The organism is Mycolicibacterium madagascariense, from assembly GCF_010729665.1.
In the GTDB taxonomy this organism is placed as follows: domain Bacteria; phylum Actinomycetota; class Actinomycetes; order Mycobacteriales; family Mycobacteriaceae; genus Mycobacterium; species Mycobacterium madagascariense.
This window is the reverse complement of record NZ_AP022610.1, coordinates 5,564,668-5,587,304: the sequence shown is the minus strand read 5'-3', so window position 1 is coordinate 5,587,304 and position 22,637 is coordinate 5,564,668. Positions and strand designations below refer to the sequence as shown.

General features: G+C 70.5%; 9 protein-coding genes. 5 read left to right on the top strand and 4 right to left on the bottom strand.

Going from position 1 to position 22,637, the window contains the following annotated elements; translation table 11 throughout:
• Window positions 1-7: 7 nt before the first annotated feature.
• From G6N60_RS26515 to G6N60_RS26495, 5 genes are all read left to right on the top strand, one after another.
• Window positions 8-1,528, top strand: coding sequence for a PPE domain-containing protein (locus tag G6N60_RS26515; RefSeq protein WP_163742998.1), 1,521 nt, complete (start codon window positions 8-10; stop codon window positions 1,526-1,528).
• Window positions 1,525-1,866, top strand: coding sequence for a YbaB/EbfC family nucleoid-associated protein (locus G6N60_RS26510; RefSeq protein WP_163742996.1), 342 nt, complete (start codon window positions 1,525-1,527; stop codon window positions 1,864-1,866). The genes G6N60_RS26515 and G6N60_RS26510 overlap by 4 nt, the downstream gene beginning before the upstream one ends.
• A gap of 313 nt (window positions 1,867-2,179) precedes the next feature.
• On the top strand, window positions 2,180-3,139 hold the full coding sequence (locus tag G6N60_RS26505; protein ID WP_163742993.1) for an ESX-1 system-associated protein: 960 nt from the start codon (window positions 2,180-2,182) through the stop codon (window positions 3,137-3,139).
• Window positions 3,140-4,077: 938 nt separating this feature from the next.
• Window positions 4,078-5,289 (top strand): EspK C-terminal domain-containing protein, encoded by a 1,212-nt coding sequence (locus G6N60_RS26500; RefSeq protein WP_163742991.1) that lies wholly within the window; start codon window positions 4,078-4,080, stop codon window positions 5,287-5,289.
• Between the two features lie 49 nt (window positions 5,290-5,338).
• Entirely contained in the window at window positions 5,339-5,659 is a 321-nt protein-coding gene (locus G6N60_RS26495) for an EthD family reductase (protein WP_163742989.1), read from the top strand.
• A 22-nt stretch (window positions 5,660-5,681) separates the two neighbouring features.
• On the opposite strand, the gene G6N60_RS26490 is transcribed toward G6N60_RS26495, so the two are convergent.
• From G6N60_RS26490 to G6N60_RS26475, 4 genes are read right to left on the bottom strand one after another with little or no spacing between them, the layout of a single operon-like run.
• A complete protein-coding gene (locus G6N60_RS26490) occupies window positions 5,682-6,515 on the bottom strand; it encodes a tyrosine-protein phosphatase (protein WP_163742987.1) in 834 nt (277 codons plus the stop codon).
• Window positions 6,516-6,517: 2 nt separating this feature from the next.
• The gene (locus tag G6N60_RS26485) at window positions 6,518-7,744 is read right to left on the bottom strand and encodes an acyl-CoA dehydrogenase family protein (RefSeq protein WP_163742985.1); all 1,227 of its coding nucleotides are present in this window, start codon (window positions 7,742-7,744) and stop codon (window positions 6,518-6,520) included.
• 26 nt (window positions 7,745-7,770) lie between these two features.
• Window positions 7,771-10,185, bottom strand: a complete 2,415-nt coding sequence (locus tag G6N60_RS26480) for a PEP-utilizing enzyme (RefSeq protein ID WP_163742983.1) — start codon at window positions 10,183-10,185, stop codon at window positions 7,771-7,773.
• A 6-nt stretch (window positions 10,186-10,191) separates the two neighbouring features.
• On the bottom strand, window positions 10,192-22,629 hold the full coding sequence (locus tag G6N60_RS26475) for a type I polyketide synthase (protein WP_163742981.1): 12,438 nt from the start codon (window positions 22,627-22,629) through the stop codon (window positions 10,192-10,194).
• Window positions 22,630-22,637 lie beyond the last annotated feature (8 nt).

The window sequence follows — 22,637 nt, the reverse complement described above, 5'->3', positions numbered from 1 at the left end:
AGGACGGATGGGCGGCGGCATCGACGTCGATACGGAAGATCTGCGCACCCGGGCCAGTGAGGTTGCGAACGTGGAGCTCGGCGACGCCGAGACGCTCGTTCCCGATCTGCGGCCCCCGGACGCCCTGGCCAGCACGCATGCTGCGGTCGCATTGCTCCGCCTGGACGCCGACTACCTCGTGGCCAACCAGGCGTACGGGCAGGTCGAGGCATTCCGTCTGGCCGAGACGCTGAGATCGGTCGCCGACGCCTACGACCGGGTCGACGAGGGAGCGAAGAGGAGTCTCGACGGCACCGGTCCACCGCCGGAACCCGTCGTCCCGGAGAGCGGCTCGATACCTGAGCCCATGGCACCCCCGTCCCCCGAAGCGGCGGGTCTCCCTCCGGGGGAGGAGGCCCTGCACGTCGACGTGGCTCAGCAGCGACTGTCCGACGGGGACCATGGCGTCTCGCTGCAAACGGCGGCTGCCGCGTGGTACGCCAATGGCGTGCGCCTGGGGGAGGCTGCCGCGAGCATGCAGGCACCGATACGCCACTGGGAGGGGGCGGCCGCCACCGCGGCGTACGAGAAGCTCGTTCGGTACGGCGCGTGGCTCGCAAAGCTCGGCCAGGCCTGGCAGCAACTGGCGGCCGAGGCGCACCGAATCGTCGATGCGCATCTCGCCGCGACGGGAGCGCACACGCCCGTCTACCAGCAGTACGAGACGCTCTTGGCCGACGTGGGTCTGGGAAACCAGGTGAGCGCCATGACTCAGATGGAGCAGCTGCAGCATCAGTCCGAACACATTCGGGCGGACTATGCGAATTCGGTCATGCCGCAACGCATCACCGGACTGGAGCCGCCAACACCGGTGGGTGACGGGCCTGCCGCAGGAAACACCGGCCGACGGCCGTCGCCCGCGTCCGGCGGTGCCGAGGAAACTGGGGCGAACGCCCAAGGCGGTGTCGCCGGCAGCATGGGAAGACCCGTTGTGCGGGGTTCGTCGCCGCAGCGGCAGAAGGACACGAGCCCGCCCGCGCCACCGCCTGGCGGGGAACACCCCACGGGCGCGGGAGGACAGGGCTCTCCGACGGGTGGTGGCCCGCCCTCCGGTGCACTGCCGACTGGGGACGTGGCGAGCCACCTCGGTCGCGACGACTCGGCGGGTGCCATCGAAGGACCGATGGTGAGACCTGCCGCTGCCGAGTCCGGAATGGGTGGCGGCGGCGGAGGCTCGGGTGGATCGGCCGCCGGCTCGATACCGTCGCCGCACAGGCTCGGTGACGTATCCGCGGCTATCTCACGACCCCCGCAGGTCCCGCTCAGCCCGGGCTTGGGCGAGACGCCTCCCCCGGGCGGGATGCCACTCGGTGGCGGGGTCGGAGGTGCGCCCATGCACGGACAGGGTGCGGGTGGGGCTCGGGAGAAGCGACGTACACCGGGCCTGTCACCGGACGAGGCCCTCTACGTCGAGGACCGGGACTACACCGAGGAAGTCATCGGTGCGCGCAGACGCAGGACCGTACAGGACCCCAAGGACTCGAAATGACGAACGATCCGCATTCCCGTGTCGACGCCGTGCTCAGATACGCCCAACGGCTCCAGGCCTTGATGGACGAGCAGCTGGACAAGATGGCCGGCGAGTCGTTCATCGCGACTGATGAGGCGGAGACGGTCGAGGTGACGCTGAACGGGCACCATTGGCTCGTCGACGTCTTCATCGAAGACGGTTTGCTTCGCCTTGGCGCAGACGTGGTCGCGGAGCGGATCAACGAGGCGCTTGATCATGCGGGCGCCCGTGCGGTGGCGTCGCTCGCGGCGGACCGAGAGCGCATGGGCACCACCGTCGCAGAGATGGTGCGGGAACTTCGCGAGGTGATCAGCTAGTCCCCGTTGCGCGGACATTTTGGTGCGAAGGGGTGCGGCGAGGGGCGCCTAGGGTGATGAAGGGGAGCCCGGATGCCGCGGATGCGGCTCGAAGCTGTTGTAGGAGTGAAGAAATGGACCGCGCAGCCGCCGGAGACGCCGCATGAGTACACCGCCTGACAGCGGTGGGCAACCCCCGCCGTGGCCCGGCCCGCCTCAGGGCAGCGACTCGCCCACGGGGCCCCCGCGTCCGTCGGACCCAGTCTGGCAACCCGGTCCCTGGCCGTTGCCGCCCGTGCCGACCCGTAGGCGCGGCGTCCGAAGGTGGCTACTGATGGCCGTGGTCCTGCTGGTGGTGATTGGCGTGAGCGTGGCGGCGACGTTGTACGTCACCGGTCGGGAGGGCGGGCGCGGGGCGACTGCTTTGACAACCGGTACGCCCAGTGACTACGCCAGTGCGAATGACACGGGGCCGGTGTCGATCATTACGGATGAGCCGACGTGTGGTGCTTGGGTTGGCATAAGCAACGAGCTGAGCGAAATCGAAAGGGGCGGTTGGGGTGAGATGCGAGGAACGCTGGGGCCAACCTCCCTCTGGACCGCACAGCAACGTGAGGAGATCGATCTCGTCGTTAGAGCGATGCGGAATGCCGCAGATCGGTCGATCGAGCTCGCTAAGCAGACGCCTCACCGTGTGGTCCGAGAGCTATACGAGCAGTTCAGTGCTTACGGGCGTGCATACATCAACAGTACTTACGATTATGAACAGATCGACGATGAGCTCGCTTCCGCTAACGTCAACGCTGCCTCAGCGGTCATCGGGATTTGCAATACGATCACGTTCGGATCGGCCAGCCGGGGCATTACAGTTCCGAAGGCGCCTCGGCCGTCCGGCGTAGCCAAGCCAGAGAAATCCTCCGCTCCACGCACTTTCATGAGCGATCCTGATCCTGAGTGCAGCGGGTTTATTCAAAGGCTCGACGACTTCAATATTCGGACCGCATTGTGGGCTTCTGCCGACGCGGCAACACCGGCTTCACAGTGGAACCCTCTCAGAAGGGTGCTGGAGCAGTCGGTCCAGCCTCTTCTCGAGGCCTACGCAAACGAGGTAGACGAAGCGGCCAGGCGCAGCTTTAACCCGGTTCTGAGCGACTTCGCGTTCTCCACCGGACGCTACTTGATGGCCTATCTCACTGTGGGCGATGAGTATGACGCCGCTGACGGATGGTTGAGTTCCGTCGCATTCAAGTTCGCGAACCTTGTCTCCGCAGCCTGCAGTGCGGCAGGCAGGTGATTGCGACGAGTATTCAGAGGCCCTCCGGTCTTTACACAAGTCGAATGACGGCGCCCCCCGGTGCTTGGCCGTCAGCGGACGAGGACGCTCATACATCCCAAGCCGACCGTCTTCGGCGGGTCCTAGCCGATGTTTATTCAGCAATGGTTTCATGGGAGGAAGCTCACGCTGCGATCAACGACGACCATATTTGGGAAGGTGATGCAGCACTGGCCGGAAGCGCGCGTTCTCGATACATAGTCGGTCGGATCGAGGGCTCGTTCGATCAACTGAACACTGCAATTAAATTTCATTGCGTGGTTCGAGAGCTGATCATAGATTCAAAGAGATTGATCTATGACCTGTGTCGAGGCGCCGATAGTGAAATTGAAAGAGTTGCCTCGGACGGCACTTATAGCCAGACCCAGCGCGACCGCCAGATCAGTCTGATCATCGATCGGGTTCAGAAGGAGAACTCGGCTGTCGTCAGCGCAGTGGGAGAGGCGATTGAAAACGAACACCTCTACCCCGCTGCCGGAAGTGGCGTGAATGAGAAGAGCCAGTCGAAGGTTCTGAGGCGCGTTCTGGGTCCTGAAACCAGGATTTCGACCGAGTCGCGAAGTGGCGTCAGCCCGAAAGTGGCAGAGCTCGGTGGGCCTACTCAGCCCGTCTGCGCGCGCTCCGTCGCCACGTCGGCCCGAGGGGCGACCAAGCAACTTGTCGCGGACCGAGGCGCCAATCCTTTGTCCCCCGAGGTGGCTTCGGCGGTTACGTTACACGGCCGCGATTCAGAATCTTTCCCTCGCGACGAGTTGCAGTACGCACCCCCACCAACCCCTACTCCCGCTCCACCCACCCCCACCCCCACCGCCATCAACACATCGCCAACCACCACCCCCGTCCCGCCGTCCACCACGCTCACGTCCAAACCCATTGCGATTGAACTCAAGTCGACGCCCATGGCGGCCACCGCCGGCGGTGGCCTGGAGAGGGCGCCCGTCGAGCAGTTCGCCAAGAATTTCGCGTCGGCACCGCCCACGGCGCCAACCTCAACGACCTCAACGACCGCAACCAACGCGCCCACCGCACCGCCCCCGCCCGCCCCGAGCATGCCGACCGACACCGCCGCGACGGCGAGCGCGCGCCATCAGTCCGTCACCGCGGCGAGCAGTGCACCGAGCGTCGTCGGTGGCCCGCCAGCGTCGACCAGCCAGCCGCCGCCACCCCTCAACCCGCCCATGCCGCTCACGCCGCCGCCGGCGGTTCCTCCCGTCGCGGGCGTCGGCCCGCCGCCGGCCACCGTGACGGGTGCCGGCGTTCTGGCCGCGGGCAAACCGGACGCCACAACGGGTCTGGCGCCTGTGCCGGTGTCAGCCGTGCGTCGGCAGCGCGACGCGGCGCTGTCCGCGGCGATGCCTGCCGGGCTGCGGCGCTCCGACCATCCCGGTGCCGCACTGATCCGGGCGCGCCGCATCGCCGCCGCCCTCAACATGGGCGCACCCGTCTACGGCTTCTTCTGGGCGACCGGCGTGACCGCGGACGGCTCGATCGTGGTCGCCAACAGCTACGGCGTCGGCTACATCCCCGACGACGTCGAGCTCCCGCCACACGTGACGATGGCGTCGGCCGACGAGTCCATCGCGCCGACCGAACGCGGCACTTGGGCGACGTACCCCATTCGGGCCCTGCAGGGTTGGGCCCGAGCGCACGAGCAACGACTGACGGCCGTGATCGCAACGGTCGAACAGTTCGCCGGCGTCGACCCCGGCGTCCGCACGATCGCCATCGAGCCCACGGACATCCCGGAGACGGGACGGCTGACGGGCCGCAGTCGGTTGGAGGTGCTCGCCCCCGAGGTCGCCGAGCGACTGAGCGCCACTGCGGACGCGGCGCTGTCACACCTGCTGCCCCCAGCCCCGGTAGACCAGAGCGCCCCCGCGGACCGGTCCGCCGCGCTCTGGTTTGAACTCGCCAAGCCCTTGATGAGTACCGCGTCGACCCGCGGCGTCACCCACCTCACGGCGTTCGTCGCCTACGCCGCGCACGCACAGGAACACGCCCTGCACGCGGCGTATCGGGCCGTCGAACCCAGCGCCCAGCGCGCAGCCATTGCCGACTGGATCTACTGGCAGCACGTCGGCGTGCTGACCTCGGAGGCCATCGGCGGGTGAGCTCGGCCAGAGCCCTGCGCCGACGTACGCAGAGGTGCATGATCGTCGCATGGCCGAAACCAAGATCACCGTCATCTACGACAACCCCACCGACCCCGAAGCCTTCGAATCTGCCTACGAGACACAGCAATTGGGTCTCGCGCGCAAGATCCCGGGCTACATCCGATTCGAAACGTCCAAGGTGTGGCCCAAGGAGGACGGTTCGCCGACGCCGGCCTACCGAATGATCGACCTCTACTACCCCGACTACGACGCCGCCAGCGCAGCCGTTGCGACCCAGGAGGCCGGCGCGTTCTTCCAGGCCATGGGAGAGTTGTCGACCGGCGGCGTCCGCGTGTTGTTCTCCGACATCGAGATTGCCCGCGACTGACCCAATTGACGCCTCCGAGACGTCAGGCCAGCAGTGACGTCCGCAGCCGCATCACCTGTTCGTCGTTGACGCCAAGCGCAGCAAGGTAATTGGCCGTCGACCCGTAGTCGGCCTCGATGGCGCGCCACGCGGTGTCCAGGTACTCCTCGCGCACACCGATCACCTCGTCGGTCAGCCGTGCCTCGGCGAACGTGACGATCTCCGGCGTCGCGGACTCTGCGGCCCTGGTGCGGACCGACTCGAGGATCCGCTCGCGAAGCTGGGGCGCGGCGGCGTTGCTGCGGAGGAAGTCCGCCATGATCTGCTCGCGCCCGACGCCGATGGCGTCGAGCACCAGGGCCACGGTGAACCCGGTGCGGTCCTTGCCCGCGAAGCAGTGTGCGATGACCGGCCGCTCGTCGGCAAGTAGCGAAATCACCTGCCGCACAGCGATGTGCGCACCGGGGAGCCTCGGGAACTGGTCGTACTCCTGGTTCATGAACCGACCCGCCGCGGCCGCCGCCTCCGCTTCGGCCGCATCGTCGGTCTCGGCGGTCAGCATCTTCTGGAACGCGGTGTCGTGCGGGGCGTCGGTCCCATCACCGACGGCCAGCTCGTGGAACGGCAACTGGTGAACGGACACACCGTCGGGCACCCGCCCGCTGCCCCGGCGCTCGACCTCGCGCTCGGAGCGAAGATCGACGACGTCGCCGACGCCCAACGTCGCCAACGCGGCACGCCCGGCGTCGTCGAGACGGCTGAGCTCGCTGGAGCGGAACAACCTGCCCGGCCGGATGCCCGTCTGCTCGGCGACGTCACGGAAGTTCCACGCGCCCGACAGCTCGTTACCGGTGGAGACCCCGGTGCCGCTCGACACCACTACGACGTCACCGCGGCTGCGAGAGCGCCCTTCTCCCGGCCGAGTTCAGCGCGGGCGATGCTGCGCATGTGGACCTCGTCGGGACCGTCGAAGAGGCGCATGGCACGGTGCCAGCCATACAGCCGCGCCAGCGGGAAGTCATCGGTGACACCGGCGCCGCCGTGCACCTGGATCGCGCGATCGAGCACGTTGCACGCCATCTGCGGCGCCACGGCCTTGATCATCGCGACCTGGTTGCGGGCCTCCTTGTTGCCGTGCTTGTCAATCGTCCAGGCGGCCTTCTCGCACAGCAGTCGCGCCTGGTCGATCTCGTTGCGCGACAATGCGATCTGCTGCTGCACGACGCCCTGCTCGGCCAGCGGCTTGCCGAACGCGATCCGCTTGTTCACCCGGTCCACCATCAGTGCCAGCGCCCGCTCGGCGACCCCGATGGCACGCATGCAGTGATGGATCCGGCCGGGCCCGAGGCGGGCCTGCGCGATCGCGAAACCGCCGCCCTCCTCGCCGAGCAGATTGCTCGCCGGCACCCGCACGTTGTCGAACACGATCTCGGCGTGCCCGTGCTGGTCCTGCCAGCCGAACACCGGAAGCGACCGCACGATCTGCACGCCGGGGGTGTCGATGGGCACCAGGATCATCGACTGTTGTTGATGCGACGCCGCATCGGGGTTGGTCCGGCCCATCACGATCAGGATCTTGCAGCGCGGATCGTTGGCACCCGAGGTCCACCACTTGCGCCCGTTGATGACGTAGTCGCCGCCGTCGCGCAGCATCGTCGTCTCGATGTTGCGGGCGTCGCTGGAGGCCACGGCGGGCTCGGTCATGGCGAACGCACTGCGGATCTCGCCGTTCAGCAGCGGCTCCAGCCACTGCTTGCTCTGCTCCTCGGTGGCGAACAGGTGCAACGTCTCCATGTTGCCGGTGTCCGGGGCGGCGCAGTTCAGCGCCTCAGGGGCGAGTTCCATGCTCCATCCCGAGAGCTCCGCCAGCGGCGAGTACTCGAGGTTGCTGAGGCCCGACACCGCGGGCAGGAACAGGTTCCACAGCCCCCGATCCTTGGCGAGCTTCTTGAGCTCCTCGACCACGGGCGGCACCGTGTGGTCGTCGCGACCGACCTCCGCCCGGTACTGGTCGTAGGTGTGTTCCGCGGGAAAGACGAACTCGACCATGAAGTCGGTGAGCCGTTGAATGTAATCCTGCGCCTTAGCCGACCGCTCGAAGTCCATACCGCCACGATAAGACACGTGTCGAGTCAGGCTCCGAGCACGGTGACGTCACCCGTCGCGCCGTCCACTTCGATCATGGTGCCGGTCGTCAGCCGGGCGGCGGCGCCGCGCGCGTTGACCACGCACGGCACCCCGAACTCCCTGGCCACGATCGCCGCGTGCGACGTCGGGCCGCCGAGTTCGGTGACGACGGCGGCGGCGTAGGCGAACGCCGGGGTGTAACCGACGTCGGTCACCTTGGCGACGAGGATCTCACCGGGCTGCAGGTCGTCGATCGTCTCGGCACCCACCACGCGCACCCGTCCGCGCACACGGCCACCCGAGACCCCGATGCCCTGCAGGACCTCGCCGCCCTGAATCGCCACGGCCGGCTCGTTCGTCGAGACCCATCGGCCGCTGAACGCCTCGGGCGGGTCGAGTTGCTGCAGGCGCAGCTGTTCGGCTCGGCGGCGGGCGACGATGCCCGCGAGGTCGGGCGGCGGGGCGTCCAGCTCGTCGACCAGTAGGTAGAACACGTCGTCGACGTCACCGAGTTCGCCCGCGTCGACTAGTCGGCGGCCCTGCTCGCGAAGCAGCCGGCGCAGCACCCAGATCGCGCGGACCATGCGATCGCGTCGGACCTCGCGTTCGCGGATCTGATCGGCGGCGGCGACGGCCACCGGCTTGGCCAGCAGTGGCACTGGCGGCAGGGTGGGCAGCTCGAGCGGTGGCACCACGAGCGCCTTGGCCACCATGCGGATCAGCAGATCGGGATCGTCGGCGTAAGTGGCACAACGCATTTCGACCTCACCGGGCCCACGGTGGCCGATCAGGTCCAGCTCCCGGGCCAGGGCGGCGGTGAACGCGGGGGCCTCTGCGGCGAGCGCATCGGTGTCGATCGTCGGCTCCGACAGGAGTCGGACGGCCACCGGATCGCGGCGTGCCATGGCGGCCAGCCGGTGCACGGCGCCGAGCGCCTGGGCGCTGACCAGCTCGTCACCCGCGGCGGGCATGACGTCGCGGCCGCACAGCAGCCGCATGACCACGCCGTAGCCAGCGCACAACAGGATCGACGCCGATGACAACACCCAGCCGTGGACGACGTGGTCGCGACCCAGCAGGATGAGTTCGCGCAGTCGACGATCGGTCAGCGCGGCCGGGTCACCGGCGGCCGCCTCGAGCCGCGCGACGTCGTCGACGAAGGCCCTGGTGTCGGTGCGCGAGCCGGCGGACAGCCCGATCAGGCAGTTCGCGAACGTGAGCCCGCCGCGCAGTTGCCGGGCGAGGCTGCGCGGGGCGACCGGCGGCAGGTGCTCGCCGAACAGTTCGAGGCCGTCCTCGGTGTGACCGAAGAACCCCGAGAGCACCAGGTTGGGATCGATGAACGGCACCGTGTGGGCCATGAAGTGACCGGTCGTGATGCCGGCGTACAACCGGTGGCCGAAGACGCCGGTGGTGCGCACCGACATCTCCCGCTGCACCGCACCGCCGGGGCGCAGGCGCTCGGAGATCACCAGCCCGGCCGCGCGGGTGCCGAGCACGGTGACCGATGCCGACGACGGCGAGAACGGGCCCGCCAACGCCTCGGACAGATTGGTCGCGATGAACGCGGGAAAGCGGGGATCGATCGGGGTGTCGAATTCGCCGTTGGCCGAACCCATTCCGGCCGGAACCGGCTCGACCCCGTCGGGGGACGGCGCGTCGAACGCCGGAATTTGCAGCACCCGCGGCAAACGCCACGGAATGTCGCGCACGGCCGGGCCGACCGCGATCCGCCCGCGGCATGCCAGGGCGAAGTCCTCGACCGTCTGCGCCACGTCGTACCCGAGGTCGCGATCGGGCGTCAGTTCCGGCAGGTCACCGATGGGGCGGGGCACGAGTCGGCGCAGGGGCCACGGGACGCCGACGACGGGTCTGCCGACCGCCGCGGCGATGGCGCGCAGGGTGGTGTTTCCGGCGACGACGTCGATGCGGCCGGTCGATGCGCCGGGGTCGAGGAGCGCCGCCACTAGCGCCCGCTCGACGTCGTGGGCGTGCACCACCGGGAGGGGACGGTCGGCCGAGCCGTCGACGTCCAGGACCACCGGGCCTGCGCACATCCGCAGCAGGGCGTCGTCGACGTGGCGTCCCAGCACGAGGCCGGTCCTGACGACGACGGCGTCGACCCCGGCCGGGATCGACGCGGCGGGCCAGACCGGCGCGAGCACGACGAGCCGCTCGACGTCGGCGTCGCGCACCGCGTCCACCAGGTCGTCGAGCCCAGAGCCGCCAGCGTGCAGCACTGCGTCGGCGCCCTTCAGGACGTCCGCGGTGGCGCGCCGGTTGACGACGAAGTCGACTGCGCCAGGCCAACTCTCGGGACGCCGCGCACCGACGCCGACGACGTCGTGGGACAGGCTGACCAGCCGGGCGGCCACCCCCCGCCCGATGGGCCCGTCAGCCCCGGTGACGACGATCCTCATCGAGGCCTAGGCGTCATCGTCGTCGTCGCTGAATGCGGCCAGCAGATCCTGCAGGTCCATGTCGGCGATGTCCTGAGACCTCGGCTCACTCGATGCGGCCTCGGCGGTGTCGACCCCGCTGCCCTGGGCGGCCAGATTCAGCAGCATGTCGAGCACGCCGGCCTGCCGCAGCTTCTTGACGGGAATCGAGGCCACCACGCGCTGCAGCTCCTCGTCGACCGGGTTGGTCGCGGGCGCCTCCTCGGCCTCGCCGACGAGCTGGGTGCGGAAGTACTCCGCGATCGCCGACGGGTTCGGGTAGTCGAAGATCAGCGTCGGCGACAGCGTCAGACCGGTCGCGGCCTTGAGGCGGTTGCGCAACTCCACGGCGGTCAGCGAGTCGAAGCCGTGGTCCTGGAACGCCAGGTCCGGGGCGATCGCCTGCGGGTTCGGCAGTCCGAGCACCGTCGCCATGTGCGAGCGCACCAGGTCGAGCAGCAGGTCGTACTGCTCGTCGGTGGGCAGCCCCGAAAGACGTTGCGCCAGTGCCGATCGCGACTGCGCGGCGGCCAGTGAGTCGCCGACCTGGCGCCGGGCCGGGCCCGAGATCAGGTCGATGAACATCGGCGGCAGCGTGCCCGCGGCGGACTTGGTCCGCAGCGCGACGCGGTCGATGCGGGCGGGTACCAGGAACGGCTCGTCGACGCTCATCGCCTCGTCGAACAGCGCCAGCGCGTCGTCGACCGGTAGCGCCAGGATGCCGTCGCGGTTCAGCCGGGCGAGGTCGACGTCCTGCAGATGGCCCGTCATCCCGCTCGCCTGCTCCCACAGACCCCAACCCAGCGCCATCGCGGGCAGGCCGTTGGCCCGCCGGTGGGTGGCCAGCGCGTCGAGGTAGGCGTTCGCCGCGGAGTAGTTCGCCTGACCGGACGCGCCCACGAGACCCGCCATCGACGAGAACATCACGAACGCCGACAGATCGAGATCACGCGTCAGCTCGTGCAGGTTCCACGCGGCATCGACCTTGGCGCGCAACACCGTATCCACCCGGTCCGGCGTCAGCGACGTCAGCACCGCGTCGTCGATCACGCCCGCGGTGTGGATGACCGCCGAGAGCGCATGCTGGTGGTCGATGCCCGCCAGGCACTTCGCCAGGGCGTCGCGATCGGCGGCGTCCGCGGCCACGATCTGCACGTGGGCGCCCGCGTCGGTCAACTCCGCCGCCAACTCCACCGCACCGGGGGCGTCCGGCCCGCGGCGCGACAGCAGAACCAGATGGCGCACACCGTGATTGGCGACGACGTGCCGAGCCACCGAGGCACCCGCCATGCCGGTACCGCCGGTGATCAGGACGGTGCCCCTGGCCCAGGCGTCCGGCATGGTCAGCACGACCTTGCCGATGTGGCGGGCCTGGCTCAGATGCCGCAGCGCCGCGGGCGCCCGTCGGACGTCCCACGTGGAGACGGGCAGCGGGCGCAGCGCCCCGGCATCGCTGAGCGCCGCGACGCCGGCCAGAATCGTGCCGACGCCGTCCGCCCCGGCCTCGAAGAGGTCGAACGCGCGGTAGCGCACCCCGGGATGGGCGGCGGCCACGGCGTCTGCGTCGCGGATGTCGGTCTTGCCCATCTCCAGGAAGGCCCCACCACGCGGCAGCAACCGCAGCGACGCGTCGACGAAGTCACCCGACAGCGAGTCGAGCACCACGTCGACGCCGCGGCCGCCGGTGACGGCGAGGAACTTCTGCTCGAAGTCCAGGGTGCGGGAGTCGCCGATGTGGTCGTCGTCGAAACCCATGGCGCGCAACGTGTCCCACTTCGGCTGGCTCGCGGTGGCGAACACTTCGAGGCCCCAGTGCCTGGCCAGCTGCACCGCCGCCATGCCGACGCCGCCGGTGCCGGCGTGGATCAGCACGGACTGACCCGGCTGCACGTCGGCCAGCCCGCGCAGCGCGAAGAACGCCGTCGCGAAGCCGACGGTGAAGCCGGCGCCCTGCGCGTAACCCCAGTCGGACGGAATCGGCAGCACGACGCGAGCGTCGGTCGTAGCGACCGATCCGGTGCCCTCGGGGAACAGGCCCATCACGCGGTCGCCGACGGACACCCCGGTGACGTCGGGGGCGACCGCGATGACGATGCCCGCGGCCTCGATGCCCATCACGCCGCCGCCCGGGTACAGGCCCAGGGCAATCATGACGTCGCGGAAGTTCGCGCCGATCGCCCTGACCGCCACCCGGATTCGACCCGGCTCGAGGGGGGCGTCGGCGTCGGGCGCAGGGCGTAGCGTCAGGTCGTCGAACGTGCCGCCTGCCTCGCCGTCGGCGACCGTGAGCTGCCACGGCGCACCGTCGGGCGGCGGCGCGAGCAGCGACTCAGCCGCCCGGCTCGGCAACACCCGCGCGGTGTGCAGGACGCCGTCGCGGACGACGACCTGCGGCTCGCCGAGCGAAAGGACGGCCGCCGGATCGACGTCGGCGTCGGAGTCGACGAGGACGACGCGACCGGGATGTTCGGTCTGCGCCGCACGCGCCAGCCCCCACACCGCGGCGCCGGCGAGGTCGGTGACGTCCTCACCGGGCAGAGCCACCGCGCCGCGGGTCGTGACGAGCAGCGTGGACGGCGCCGTCGCGTCGGCAGCCTGGGTGAGCCACGCCTGCAGGCGTTCCAGCGCCACGTGCGTCGCACCGTAGACGTCGGAGAGGTCATCCGATTGACTCGTGGCAGGGGCTGATTCGAAGACCTCGAACTCGGTCTCGACGGGTTCGGCGGCCGTCGCGGCGGACCACACGACCTCGAACAGCTCACCGCCGCCGGTACCCCCGACCGCGGCGGCCAACTGCTGGGCCGTCACCGGTCGGGCCACCATCGCCTCCACCGACAGCACGGGGAGCCCGAGGCCGTCGGCGAGGTCGATCGACATCGAGCTGGTGCCGTTCGGCGTGAAGCGCGCGCGGACCGCCGAGGCACCCGACGCATGCAGTGACACCTTCTGCCAGGAGAACGGCAGCGCCATCTCGCCGTCCGCGTCGTCGCGGCTGAGCACCACGGCGTGCAGCGCCCCGTCGAGCAGGGCCGGGTGCACCCCGAAACCGTTGGGCTGCAGGTCTTGCGAGATCGAGACCTCGGCGAACACCTCGTCGCCGCGGCGCCACATCGCCGTCAGACCCTGGAACGCGGGACCGTACTCGTAGCCGCGGTCCCGCAGCGTCGCATAGGTCGCCGCGGGCTCACCGATGTCGACGGGCAGTGCCCCGACCGGCGGCCACACCGCGAGGTCGGCGCCGGGGGCGGCCGCCGCGACGCTGAGCTCGCCCTCGGCGTGCAGTGTCCAGGTGGCCGAATCCCGTTGTGGGCGCGAGAAGATGGAGACGACGCGGCCACCGGCCTCGTCGGCCTCGCTGACGGCGACCTGGACCGAGACGCCCTCGGGGGGCAGGACCATCGGCGCGTGCAGCATGAGCTCGTCGACGCACGAGCAGCCGACCTCGTCACCGGCCCGGATGGCCAACTCGACGAAGCCGGCGCCGGGGAACAGCACGACGCCCGCGACCGCGTGGTCGGCCAGCCAGGGCTGCGTCGCCGTGGACAGCCTGCCCGTCAGGACCACGCCGCCCGACTCCGGAGATTCGACCACCGCGCCGAGCAGCGCGTGGTCGGTACCGCCGAGACCGAGACCCGTGGCGTCGGTCGTCCCGGATCCGCCACTGGACAGCCAGAACCGGCGGCGCTGGAACGCATACGTCGGCAGGTCGACGAGGCGACCGCCCGCGCACACCCCCTGCCAGTCCACGTCGACGCCGGCGACCGACAGCTCGGCCACCGCCGTCAGGAGCGAGGCGGGCTCGCCCGTCTCCTTCTTGAGCGTGGACGCCGTGACCGGTTCGGAGTCGCCGAGCGTCAGCGCGATCGACGCCATCAGCCCGCTCGCCGGGCCCACCTCGAGGTACCGGGTGACCCCGGCGGATTCGAGATGGCGTGCACTGTCGGCGAACCGGACCGCCTCCAGGACGTGCCGGTTCCAGTAGTCGGCCGTGGCGAAGTCCGGTCCGGCGAGTTCACCGGTCAGGTTCGAGATGACCGGGATCTGTGGCGCCGCCAGCGTCATGCCGCGAGCGACCGTGCCGAATTCGAGCAGCATCGGCTCCATCAGCGAGGAGTGGAAGGCGTGCGACACGGCGAGCTGGTGCACCCGTGAGCCCGCGGCGCGCGCCTCCTCGGCGATGGCGAGGACGGCCTCCTCGGGACCGGAGATCACCACCGCACCCGGCCCGTTCACCGCGGCGATGCCGACGCCGTCGCGCAGCAGTGGCTGCATCTCGGCCTCACTCGCCGACACGGCCACCATCGCGCCGCCCTCGGGCAGCCGCTGCATGAGCCTGCCGCGCGCGGCGACCAGCGCGGCGGCGTTCTCCAGCGACAGCACGCCGGCGACGTGCGCGGCGGTCAACTCACCGATCGAATGGCCGAGCACGTAGTCCGGTCGCAGACCCCAGGATTCGAGCAGACGGAACAGGGCGACCTCGACGGTGAACAGCGCCGGCTGCGCGAATTCGGTCGAGTCCAGTACCGCCGCGTTGCTGCCCCACATGACGTCGCGGATGGGACGCAGGAGGTGGCGGTCGAGTTCGGTCGTCACGGCGTCGAATGCCGCTGCGAACAACGGGAATTCGGCGTGCAGCTGACGGCCCATCCCGAGGACCTGCGCGCCCTGCCCCGGGAAGACGAAGGCCGTCTTGCCGGCACCGGCAGCCCGGCCGCGGACGATGCCGGCACCGGCCTCGTCGTCTGCGAGTGCGGTCAGCTCGGCGAGCAGCGTGGCGCGATCGGCGCCCAACACGACGGCGCGGTGTGCGAACGACGCGCGACCGCCGAGGGTCCATCCCACGTCGAGCGGGCTGAGGTCCGGACGGGCTGCCACGTGGCCTGCGATGCGGCGAGCCTGATCCGCCAGGGCCTCGGGCGATTTCGCCGACAGCGCCCACGGCGTGACGGCGGGGGTGCGGACCTCGACGGCCGGTGCGGCCACCGCCGGGGCCGATTCGATGATGACGTGGGCGTTGGTACCGCTGATGCCGAAGGACGACACGCCTGCCCGGCGCGGGACGCCGTTCGCAGGCCACGGCTGCGCCTCGGTCAGCAGGGCGATCGAGCCCATCGTCCAATCGACGTGCGGCGTGGGCTGATCCACGTGCAGCGTGGCGGGGATCCGCTCGTGACGCATCGACTGGACCATCTTGATGATGCCCGCGACGCCCGCCGCGGCCTGGGCATGGCCCATGTTGGACTTCACCGAGCCCAGCCACAGCGGCTGCCGCCGGTCCTGTCCGTACGTGGCGAGCAGCGCTTGCGCCTCGATGGGGTCGCCGAGCGTCGTGCCGGTGCCGTGCGCCTCGACGACGTCGACGTCGGAGGTGGCGAGGCCGGCGTTGGCCAAAGCCGCCCGCAGCACGCGCTGCTGCGACGGCCCGTTCGGCGCGGTGAGCCCGTTGGAGGCGCCGTCCTGGTTGATCGCCGACCCGCGCACCAGTGCGAGCACCTGGTGGCCGTGGCGCTGTGCGTCGGAGAGGCGCTCGACGACGAGAATGCCGCCGCCGTCGGCGAATCCGGTGCCGTCGGCAGCTCCCGCGAAGGACTTGCAGCGCCCATCGGAGGACAGTCCGCGCTGCCTGCTGAACTCCACGAAGATGTCGGGGGTGGCGTTGATGGTGACACCACCGGCCAGGGCCAGGTCGCATTCACCGGTCCGCAGCGCCTGGACCGCCATGTGCAGCGCCACCAGAGACGACGAGCACGCCGTGTCGATCGACACGGCCGGACCCTCCAGGCCCAGCACGTAGGACACCCGGCCCGACGCGACGCTGGAGGCCTGACCCGTCAGCCGGAAGCCCTCCGCACCCTCGGCCCCGACGCCGTAGCCTTGCGCGTAGATCCCGGTGAAGACACCGGTTGCGCTGCCGCGCAACGACGTCGGGTCGATGCCACCGCGCTCCAGACCCTCCCAGGCCAGCTCGAGGAACAGCCGCTGCTGCGGGTCCATCGCCAGGGCCTCGGTCGGGGACACCCCGAAGAAGGCGGGGTCGAAGTCGGCGGCGTCGGAGAGGAAGCCACCCGTGCTGGCGTACGACTTGCCGGGGGCGTCCGGATCGGCGCTGAAGAGCCCGGCCAGGTCCCAACCGCGGTCGGTGGGGAAGTCGGTGACGACGTCACGACCCTCGGCGACCATGTCCCACAACGCCTCTGGCGAGTCGACCCCGCCGGGGAAGCGGCAGGACATGCCGACGATGGCGATCGGCTCGTCAATGGTCGCGACCGCCGAGGTGGTGGTTGCCACGTCTGCGGTGGTGCCCGCCAGCTCCTGGCGGATGTAGCCGGCCAGCGCCTGCGGCGTCGGATAGTCGAAGATGAGCGTCGGCGACAGCGCCAGCCCGGTCGCGGTCTTCAACCGGTTGCGCAGCTCGACGGCCGTCAGCGAGTCGAAGCCGTGGTCGGAGAACGCCAGCTCGGCCGCGATCGCCTCGGGCTCCGTGTTGCCCAGCACCGCAGACATGTGCGAGCGCAGCAGATCCAGCACCAGGGCCTGCTGCGCCTCCTCCGGCATGCCGTCCAGGCGTTGTGCCAGAGCCGATTTGGACTTCGCCGCCATCAGCGTGTCGTCGACGCGACGTCGTGCCGAGGCGTTGGCCAGCTGGGCGAACATCGGGGGCAGCAGCCCCTCCGAGGACCGCATCCGCAGCGCGCCGCGGTCGATCCGCACGGGCGCCAGCAGCGGCTCGCCCACCACCAGGGCGGAATCGAACAGGGCCATCGCGTCGTCGGTGCTCATGGCGAGGATGCCGTCGCGGCTCAGTCGGGCGACGTCGGCGTCGGCCAGGTGACCGGTCATGTCGGACGCCTGCTCCCACAGGCCCCAGGCCAGCGACGAACCCGGCCTGCCGTGGGCGCGACGATGTGCGGCCAGTGCGTCGAGGAACGTGTTCGCGGCGCTGTAGTTCGCCTGTCCCGCCGAGCCGACCACGCCCGCCATCGACGAGAACAGTACGAAGGCAGCGAGATTGGTGTCCTTGGTGAGCTCGTGCAGGTTCCACGCGGCGTCGACCTTGGCCCGCAGGACGGTGTCGACGCGCTCGGGCGTCAGGGAACCCACGACCGCATCGTCGAGGACGCCCGCGGCGTGGATGACCGCCGACAGCGGACGGTCCAGGGTGGCCAGGGCGGTCTGCAGGGAGGAGCGGTCGGCGGCGTCGGCGGCCAATACCCTCACCGCGCAACCGTTCTCGCTCAGTTCCGCGACGAGTTCGGCGGTTCCCGGTGCGTCGGGTCCGCGGCGCGACAGCAGCGCCAACTGGCGCACACCGTGATGGTGGACGACGTGGCGGGCGACCGAGGCGCCCGCCATGCCGGTGCCGCCGGTGATCAGAACCGTGCCACGCGTCCACGCCTGCGGCATCGTCATGACGATCTTGCCGACGTGGCGGGCCTGACTCAGGTAGCGCAGCGCGGCGGGAGCGCGGCGAATGTCCCACGTGGTCACCAGAAGTGGTCGCAGCGCGCCTTCCTCGAACATCCGCGACAGTTCGACGATGTATTCGTGCATGCGCGGACGGCCGGGCTCGAACAGGTCGAAGGCGCGGTACCGCACGCCGGGATGGGCGGCGGCGACGGTGTCGGCGTCGCGGATGTCGGTCTTGCCCATCTCCAGGAACGAGCCGCCGCGCGGCAGCAGTCGCAGCGACGCGTCGACGAACTCACCGGCCAACGAGTCGAGCACGACGTCGAAGCCGCGGCCCTGCGTGACGGCCATGAACTTCTGTTCGAAGTCGAGGGTGCGGGAGTCGCCGATGTGGTCGTCGTCGAAGCCCAACGCGCGCAACGTGTCCCACTTGGGTCGGCTCGCAGAGGTGTAGACCTCCATGCCCCAGTGCCTGGCCAACTGGATGGCGGCGAGGCCGACGCCGCCGGTTGCGGCGTGGATGAGGATCGACTGACCCGGCTGCACGTCGGCCAGTTCTCGCAGGCCGTAGTAGGCCGTGGTGAACACGACCAGCGTGGCGGCGGCCTCGGCGTCGGTCCAACCGGTCGGGATGGGGGCGACCAGCCGGGCGTCGGCCTGCACCAGCGTGCCCGTGCCCTCGGGGAACAGCCCCATGACGCGGTCGCCGACGGCGAAGTCGGTGACGCCCTCGCCGACCTCCGTCACGACACCGGCACCCTCACTGCCGAGCAGCGCGTCGTGGGTGAACATGCCGAGGGTGATCATGACGTCGCGGAAGTTGGCCGCGACGGCGTTCACCTCGACCCGGATGTGCCCTGCGCGGGTGGGCTCCTCGGAGTTCGGCACCTCCTGCAGCTCGAGGTCGTCGAACGTGCCGGCGGTGGAAATGCCCAGGCGCCACGGCTTCCCCGTCAGCGGCGGCTCGAGGATCGAACCCGCCGCCTTGCTCGCCACCACCCGCGCGGTGTGGGGGACGCCGTGGCGCACCACGACCTGCGGCTCGCCGACCGCCAGCACCGCCGCGACGTCCAGCTCGCCGATGGCGTCGACGAGCACGAGGCGGCCGGGGTTCTCGTTCTGCGCGGCGCGCACCAAGCCCCATACCGCGGCGCCCGCGAGGTCGGTGACGTCCTCGCCGGGCAGCGCCATCGCGCCGCGGGTGACCACGACGAGCGGCGTCGACGACGGCTCCGCGAGGAACGTCTGCAACCGCTCCAGGGCCGCGTGCACGGCGGTGTGAACGTCGGTCACCAGCTCGGAAGTGCCTGCGGCGGAAGCGGTCTCGTACACGGCGGCGTCGGTGACGGCCGGGGCGTGCTCGGGCGCGGGGACGGGGGACCACTCCACCTCGAACAGTTCGCCGTCGGTGGCGGCCCGGCCGGCGAGGGCGAGCTGCTCGGCGCTCACGGGGCGGGTGGACATCGCACCGACCGACAGCACCGGGAGCCCGAGTCCGTCGGCCAGGTCGATCGACACCGAGTTGGGCCCGACGGGGGCGATCCGCGCACGCACCGAGGATGCGCCCGCCGCGTGCAGGGTGACGCCCTGCCAGGAGAACGGCAGGGCCAGGTCGTGATCGATGGCCGCCAGGGCGATCGCGTGCATCGACGCGTCCAGCAGCACCGGGTGCACGCCGAACTCGGACGCCGAAACGTCCTGCGGCAGAGTCACTTCGGCGAAAACCTCGTCGCCGCGGCGCCACATGGCGGTCAAACCGCGGAACGCGGGACCGTACTCGTAGCCGCGGGCGGCGAGCAGTTCGTAGGCGTCGGTGACGTCGGTCGCCACGGCACCCGCGGGTGGCCACGTCGACAGCTCGGCCGTCGAGGAGACCGGCTCGTGGCCGACGATCGCCTCGGCGTGCAGGACCCACGGGGCATCGTCGTCGTCTGAGCGGGAGAACACCGACACCGAGCGGGAGCCGGATTCGTCGGCCGAGCCGACGAGCACGCGGATCGGGACGCCGGAGGCAGCGACCACCAGGGGCGCCTGCAGCGTCAGCTCCTCGACCGTCGGGCAGCCGACCTCGTCGCCCGCGCGAATGACGAGCTCGACGAAACCCGCTCCGGGGAACAGGATTACGCCGCTGACGGCGTGGTCGGCCAGCCACGGCTGGGTGGCGACCGCCAAGCGGCCCGTCATCACCACCTGACCCGTCTCCGGGACCTCGACGACGGCGCCGAGCAGAGCGTGGGCGGCGCCGTTGATGCCGAAGCCGGAGGCGTCCGACGTCGCGGTGCCCCCGCCGGACAGCCAGAAGCGGCGCCGCTCGAAGGCGTAGGTCGGCAGGTCGACGAGGTGGCCGCCCTCGCAGACCGCCCGCCACGTGACCGGGATGCCCGAGGTGAACGCCTGCGCGGCAGCGGTGAGGAACCGGTCCCAGCCGCCCTCGTCGCGGCCCAGGGTTGGCACCACGACGGGCTCTGCGGCGCCATCGGTGGCGTCGCGCACGGTGTCCTCGATGCCGGCGATGAGCGCCGGGTGGGGACTGGCTTCGACGAACGCCCGGTAGCCGTGCTTGCTCGCCGAGCGCACGGCCTGGTCGAACTGCACGGTCTGACGAATGTTGCGGTACCAGTAGGCGGCATCGAGGGTGGCGGTGTCGATGAGATCACCGGTGACGGTGGAGAAGAACGCGGTCCGCGTCGAGCGCGGTGCGATCTCGGCGAGCGCATCCTGCAGGCGGCCGTCGATGGCCTCGACCTGTGCGGAGTGCGACGCGTAGTCCACGTCGATGCGGCGGGCGCGGATCTCGAGTGCCTCGCACTGCCGGACGAGCGCGTCGAGGGCGGCGGACTCGCCGGAGACCACGACCGTCGAGCGGCCGTTGATGACCGCGATGTCGGCCCGGTCCGACGCAATGTCCAAGCCCGCCAACAACTCTCGGGCCCGGTCCGCGCTGCACGCGAGTGACACCATGCCCGCCGACCCCGACAGTTCGACGAGCAGCTGGCTGCGCAGCGCCACGACCCGGGCGGCGTCACGCAACGACAACGCGCCCGCGACGTAGGCGGCCGCGATCTCGCCCTGCGAGTGGCCGATGACGGCATCCGGCGTCACTCCGACCGACCGCCACAGCTCGGCGAGGGACACCATCACCGCGAACAGCGCGGGCTGCACCACGTCGACGCGGTCGAGACCGGGCGCACCGGCTTCCCCGCGCAAGACGTCGAGCAGGGACCAGTCGGTGAATTCGGCGAGCGCCTCCGAGCACGCCGCCAGGTGCTCGGCGAAGACCGTCGAGCTGGCCATCAGTTCGATGCCCATACCGAGCCACTGGCTGCCCTGGCCGGGGAACACGAAGGCGACCTTGCCGACCGGCGTGGCTGCCCCATGGATCGCGAGCATCGGGTCGTCCTCCGAGGCCACTTCGGCCACCCCGGCCAGCAACCGTTCGCGGTCACCGCCGAGCAGGACCGCGCGGTGCTCGAACGTCGAGCGGCCCGCGAGCGTCCACGCCACGTCGCGGACGTCGAGGTCGGGGTGCTTGTCGAGGTGCTCGGCCAGCCGGCCCGCCTGCGCGCGCAGCGCCCCGGGCGACTTCGCCGACAGCACCCACGGAAGAACCGCCGGCGCCGGCACGGGCTCGGCCGCAACGGGTTCCGGCGTCGGAGCCGACTCGACGATGACGTGCGCATTGGTGCCGCTGATGCCGAACGACGACACACCGGCCCGGCGCGGCGTCGTGCCGGCCGGCCACGGCTGCGGCTCGGTCAGCAGGGACACCGCTCCCGCGGTCCAGTCGACGTGCGGGCTGGGGGCGTCGACGTGAAGGGTCACCGGCAGCGTCTCGTGCCGCATCGACATGATCATCTTGATCACGCCCGCGACGCCCGCCGCGGCCTGGGTGTGGCCCATGTTCGACTTCACCGAGCCCAGCCACAGCGGCTGCGTCCGGTCCTGGCCGTAGGTGCTCAGCAACGCCTGGGCCTCGATGGGGTCACCGAGCGGGGTGCCCGTGCCGTGTCCCTCCACGACGTCGACCTGCGCCGTCGACAGGCCGGCATTGGCCAGCGCGGCGCGCACGACGCGCTGCTGCGACGGACCGTTGGGGGCCGTCAACCCGTTGGATGCGCCGTCCTGGTTGACCGCCGAGCCGCGCACCACGGCGAGGACGGGGTGACCGAGCCGCTGCGCGTCGGAGAGCCGCTCGACGACGAGCACGCCGCCGCCCTCGGCCCAGCCGACGCCGTCGGCCGCCCCGGCGTACGGCTTGCACCTGCCGTCGGCGGCCAGCCCGCGGTGCCGGCTGAACTCCACGAAGATCGTCGGGGTCGCGTTGACGGTGACGCCACCGGCCAGCGCCATGTCGCATTCGCCGAGCCGCAGCGCCTGTACGGCCATGTGCAGGGCGACCAGCGACGAGGAGCAGGCGGTGTCGATCGAGACCGCGGGCCCCTCCAGGCCGAGCACGTAGGCCACCCGGCCGGACGTCACGCTGGAGGTCATGCCGGTGAGGCGGTAACCCTCGATGCTGTCGGCGGACATGCCGTAGCCGCCCGCGATCACACCGGCGAACACACCCGTCGCGCTACCGCGCAGCGACGTGGGATCGACCCCGGCCCGTTCGAGCGCCTCCCAGGACAGTTCGAGCAGCATGCGCTGCTGGGGGTCCATCGCCAGGGCCTCGCTCGGGGCGATGCCGAAGAAGCCGGCGTCGAAGTCGGCAACGTCTTCGACGAATCCGCCCGCGCGGGCGTAGGACTTGCCGGGGGCGTCCGGATCGGGGTCGTAGAGGCCTGCGACGTCCCAGCCGCGGTCGTCGGGCAACTCCGACGCCACGTCACGGCCCTCGGCCACCATCTCCCACAGGCCTTCGGGGGAGTTCACACCGCCGGGGAAGCGACACGACATGCCGACGACCGCGATGGGTTCGCCAGAACGCTCCAGCAGCGCCCTATTCTGGGACTTCAGCCGGTCGTTCTGGACGAGCGCCCTGCGAAGCGCCTCCGTGGCATGTGCGAGTTGATCGGCCATACGGTGAG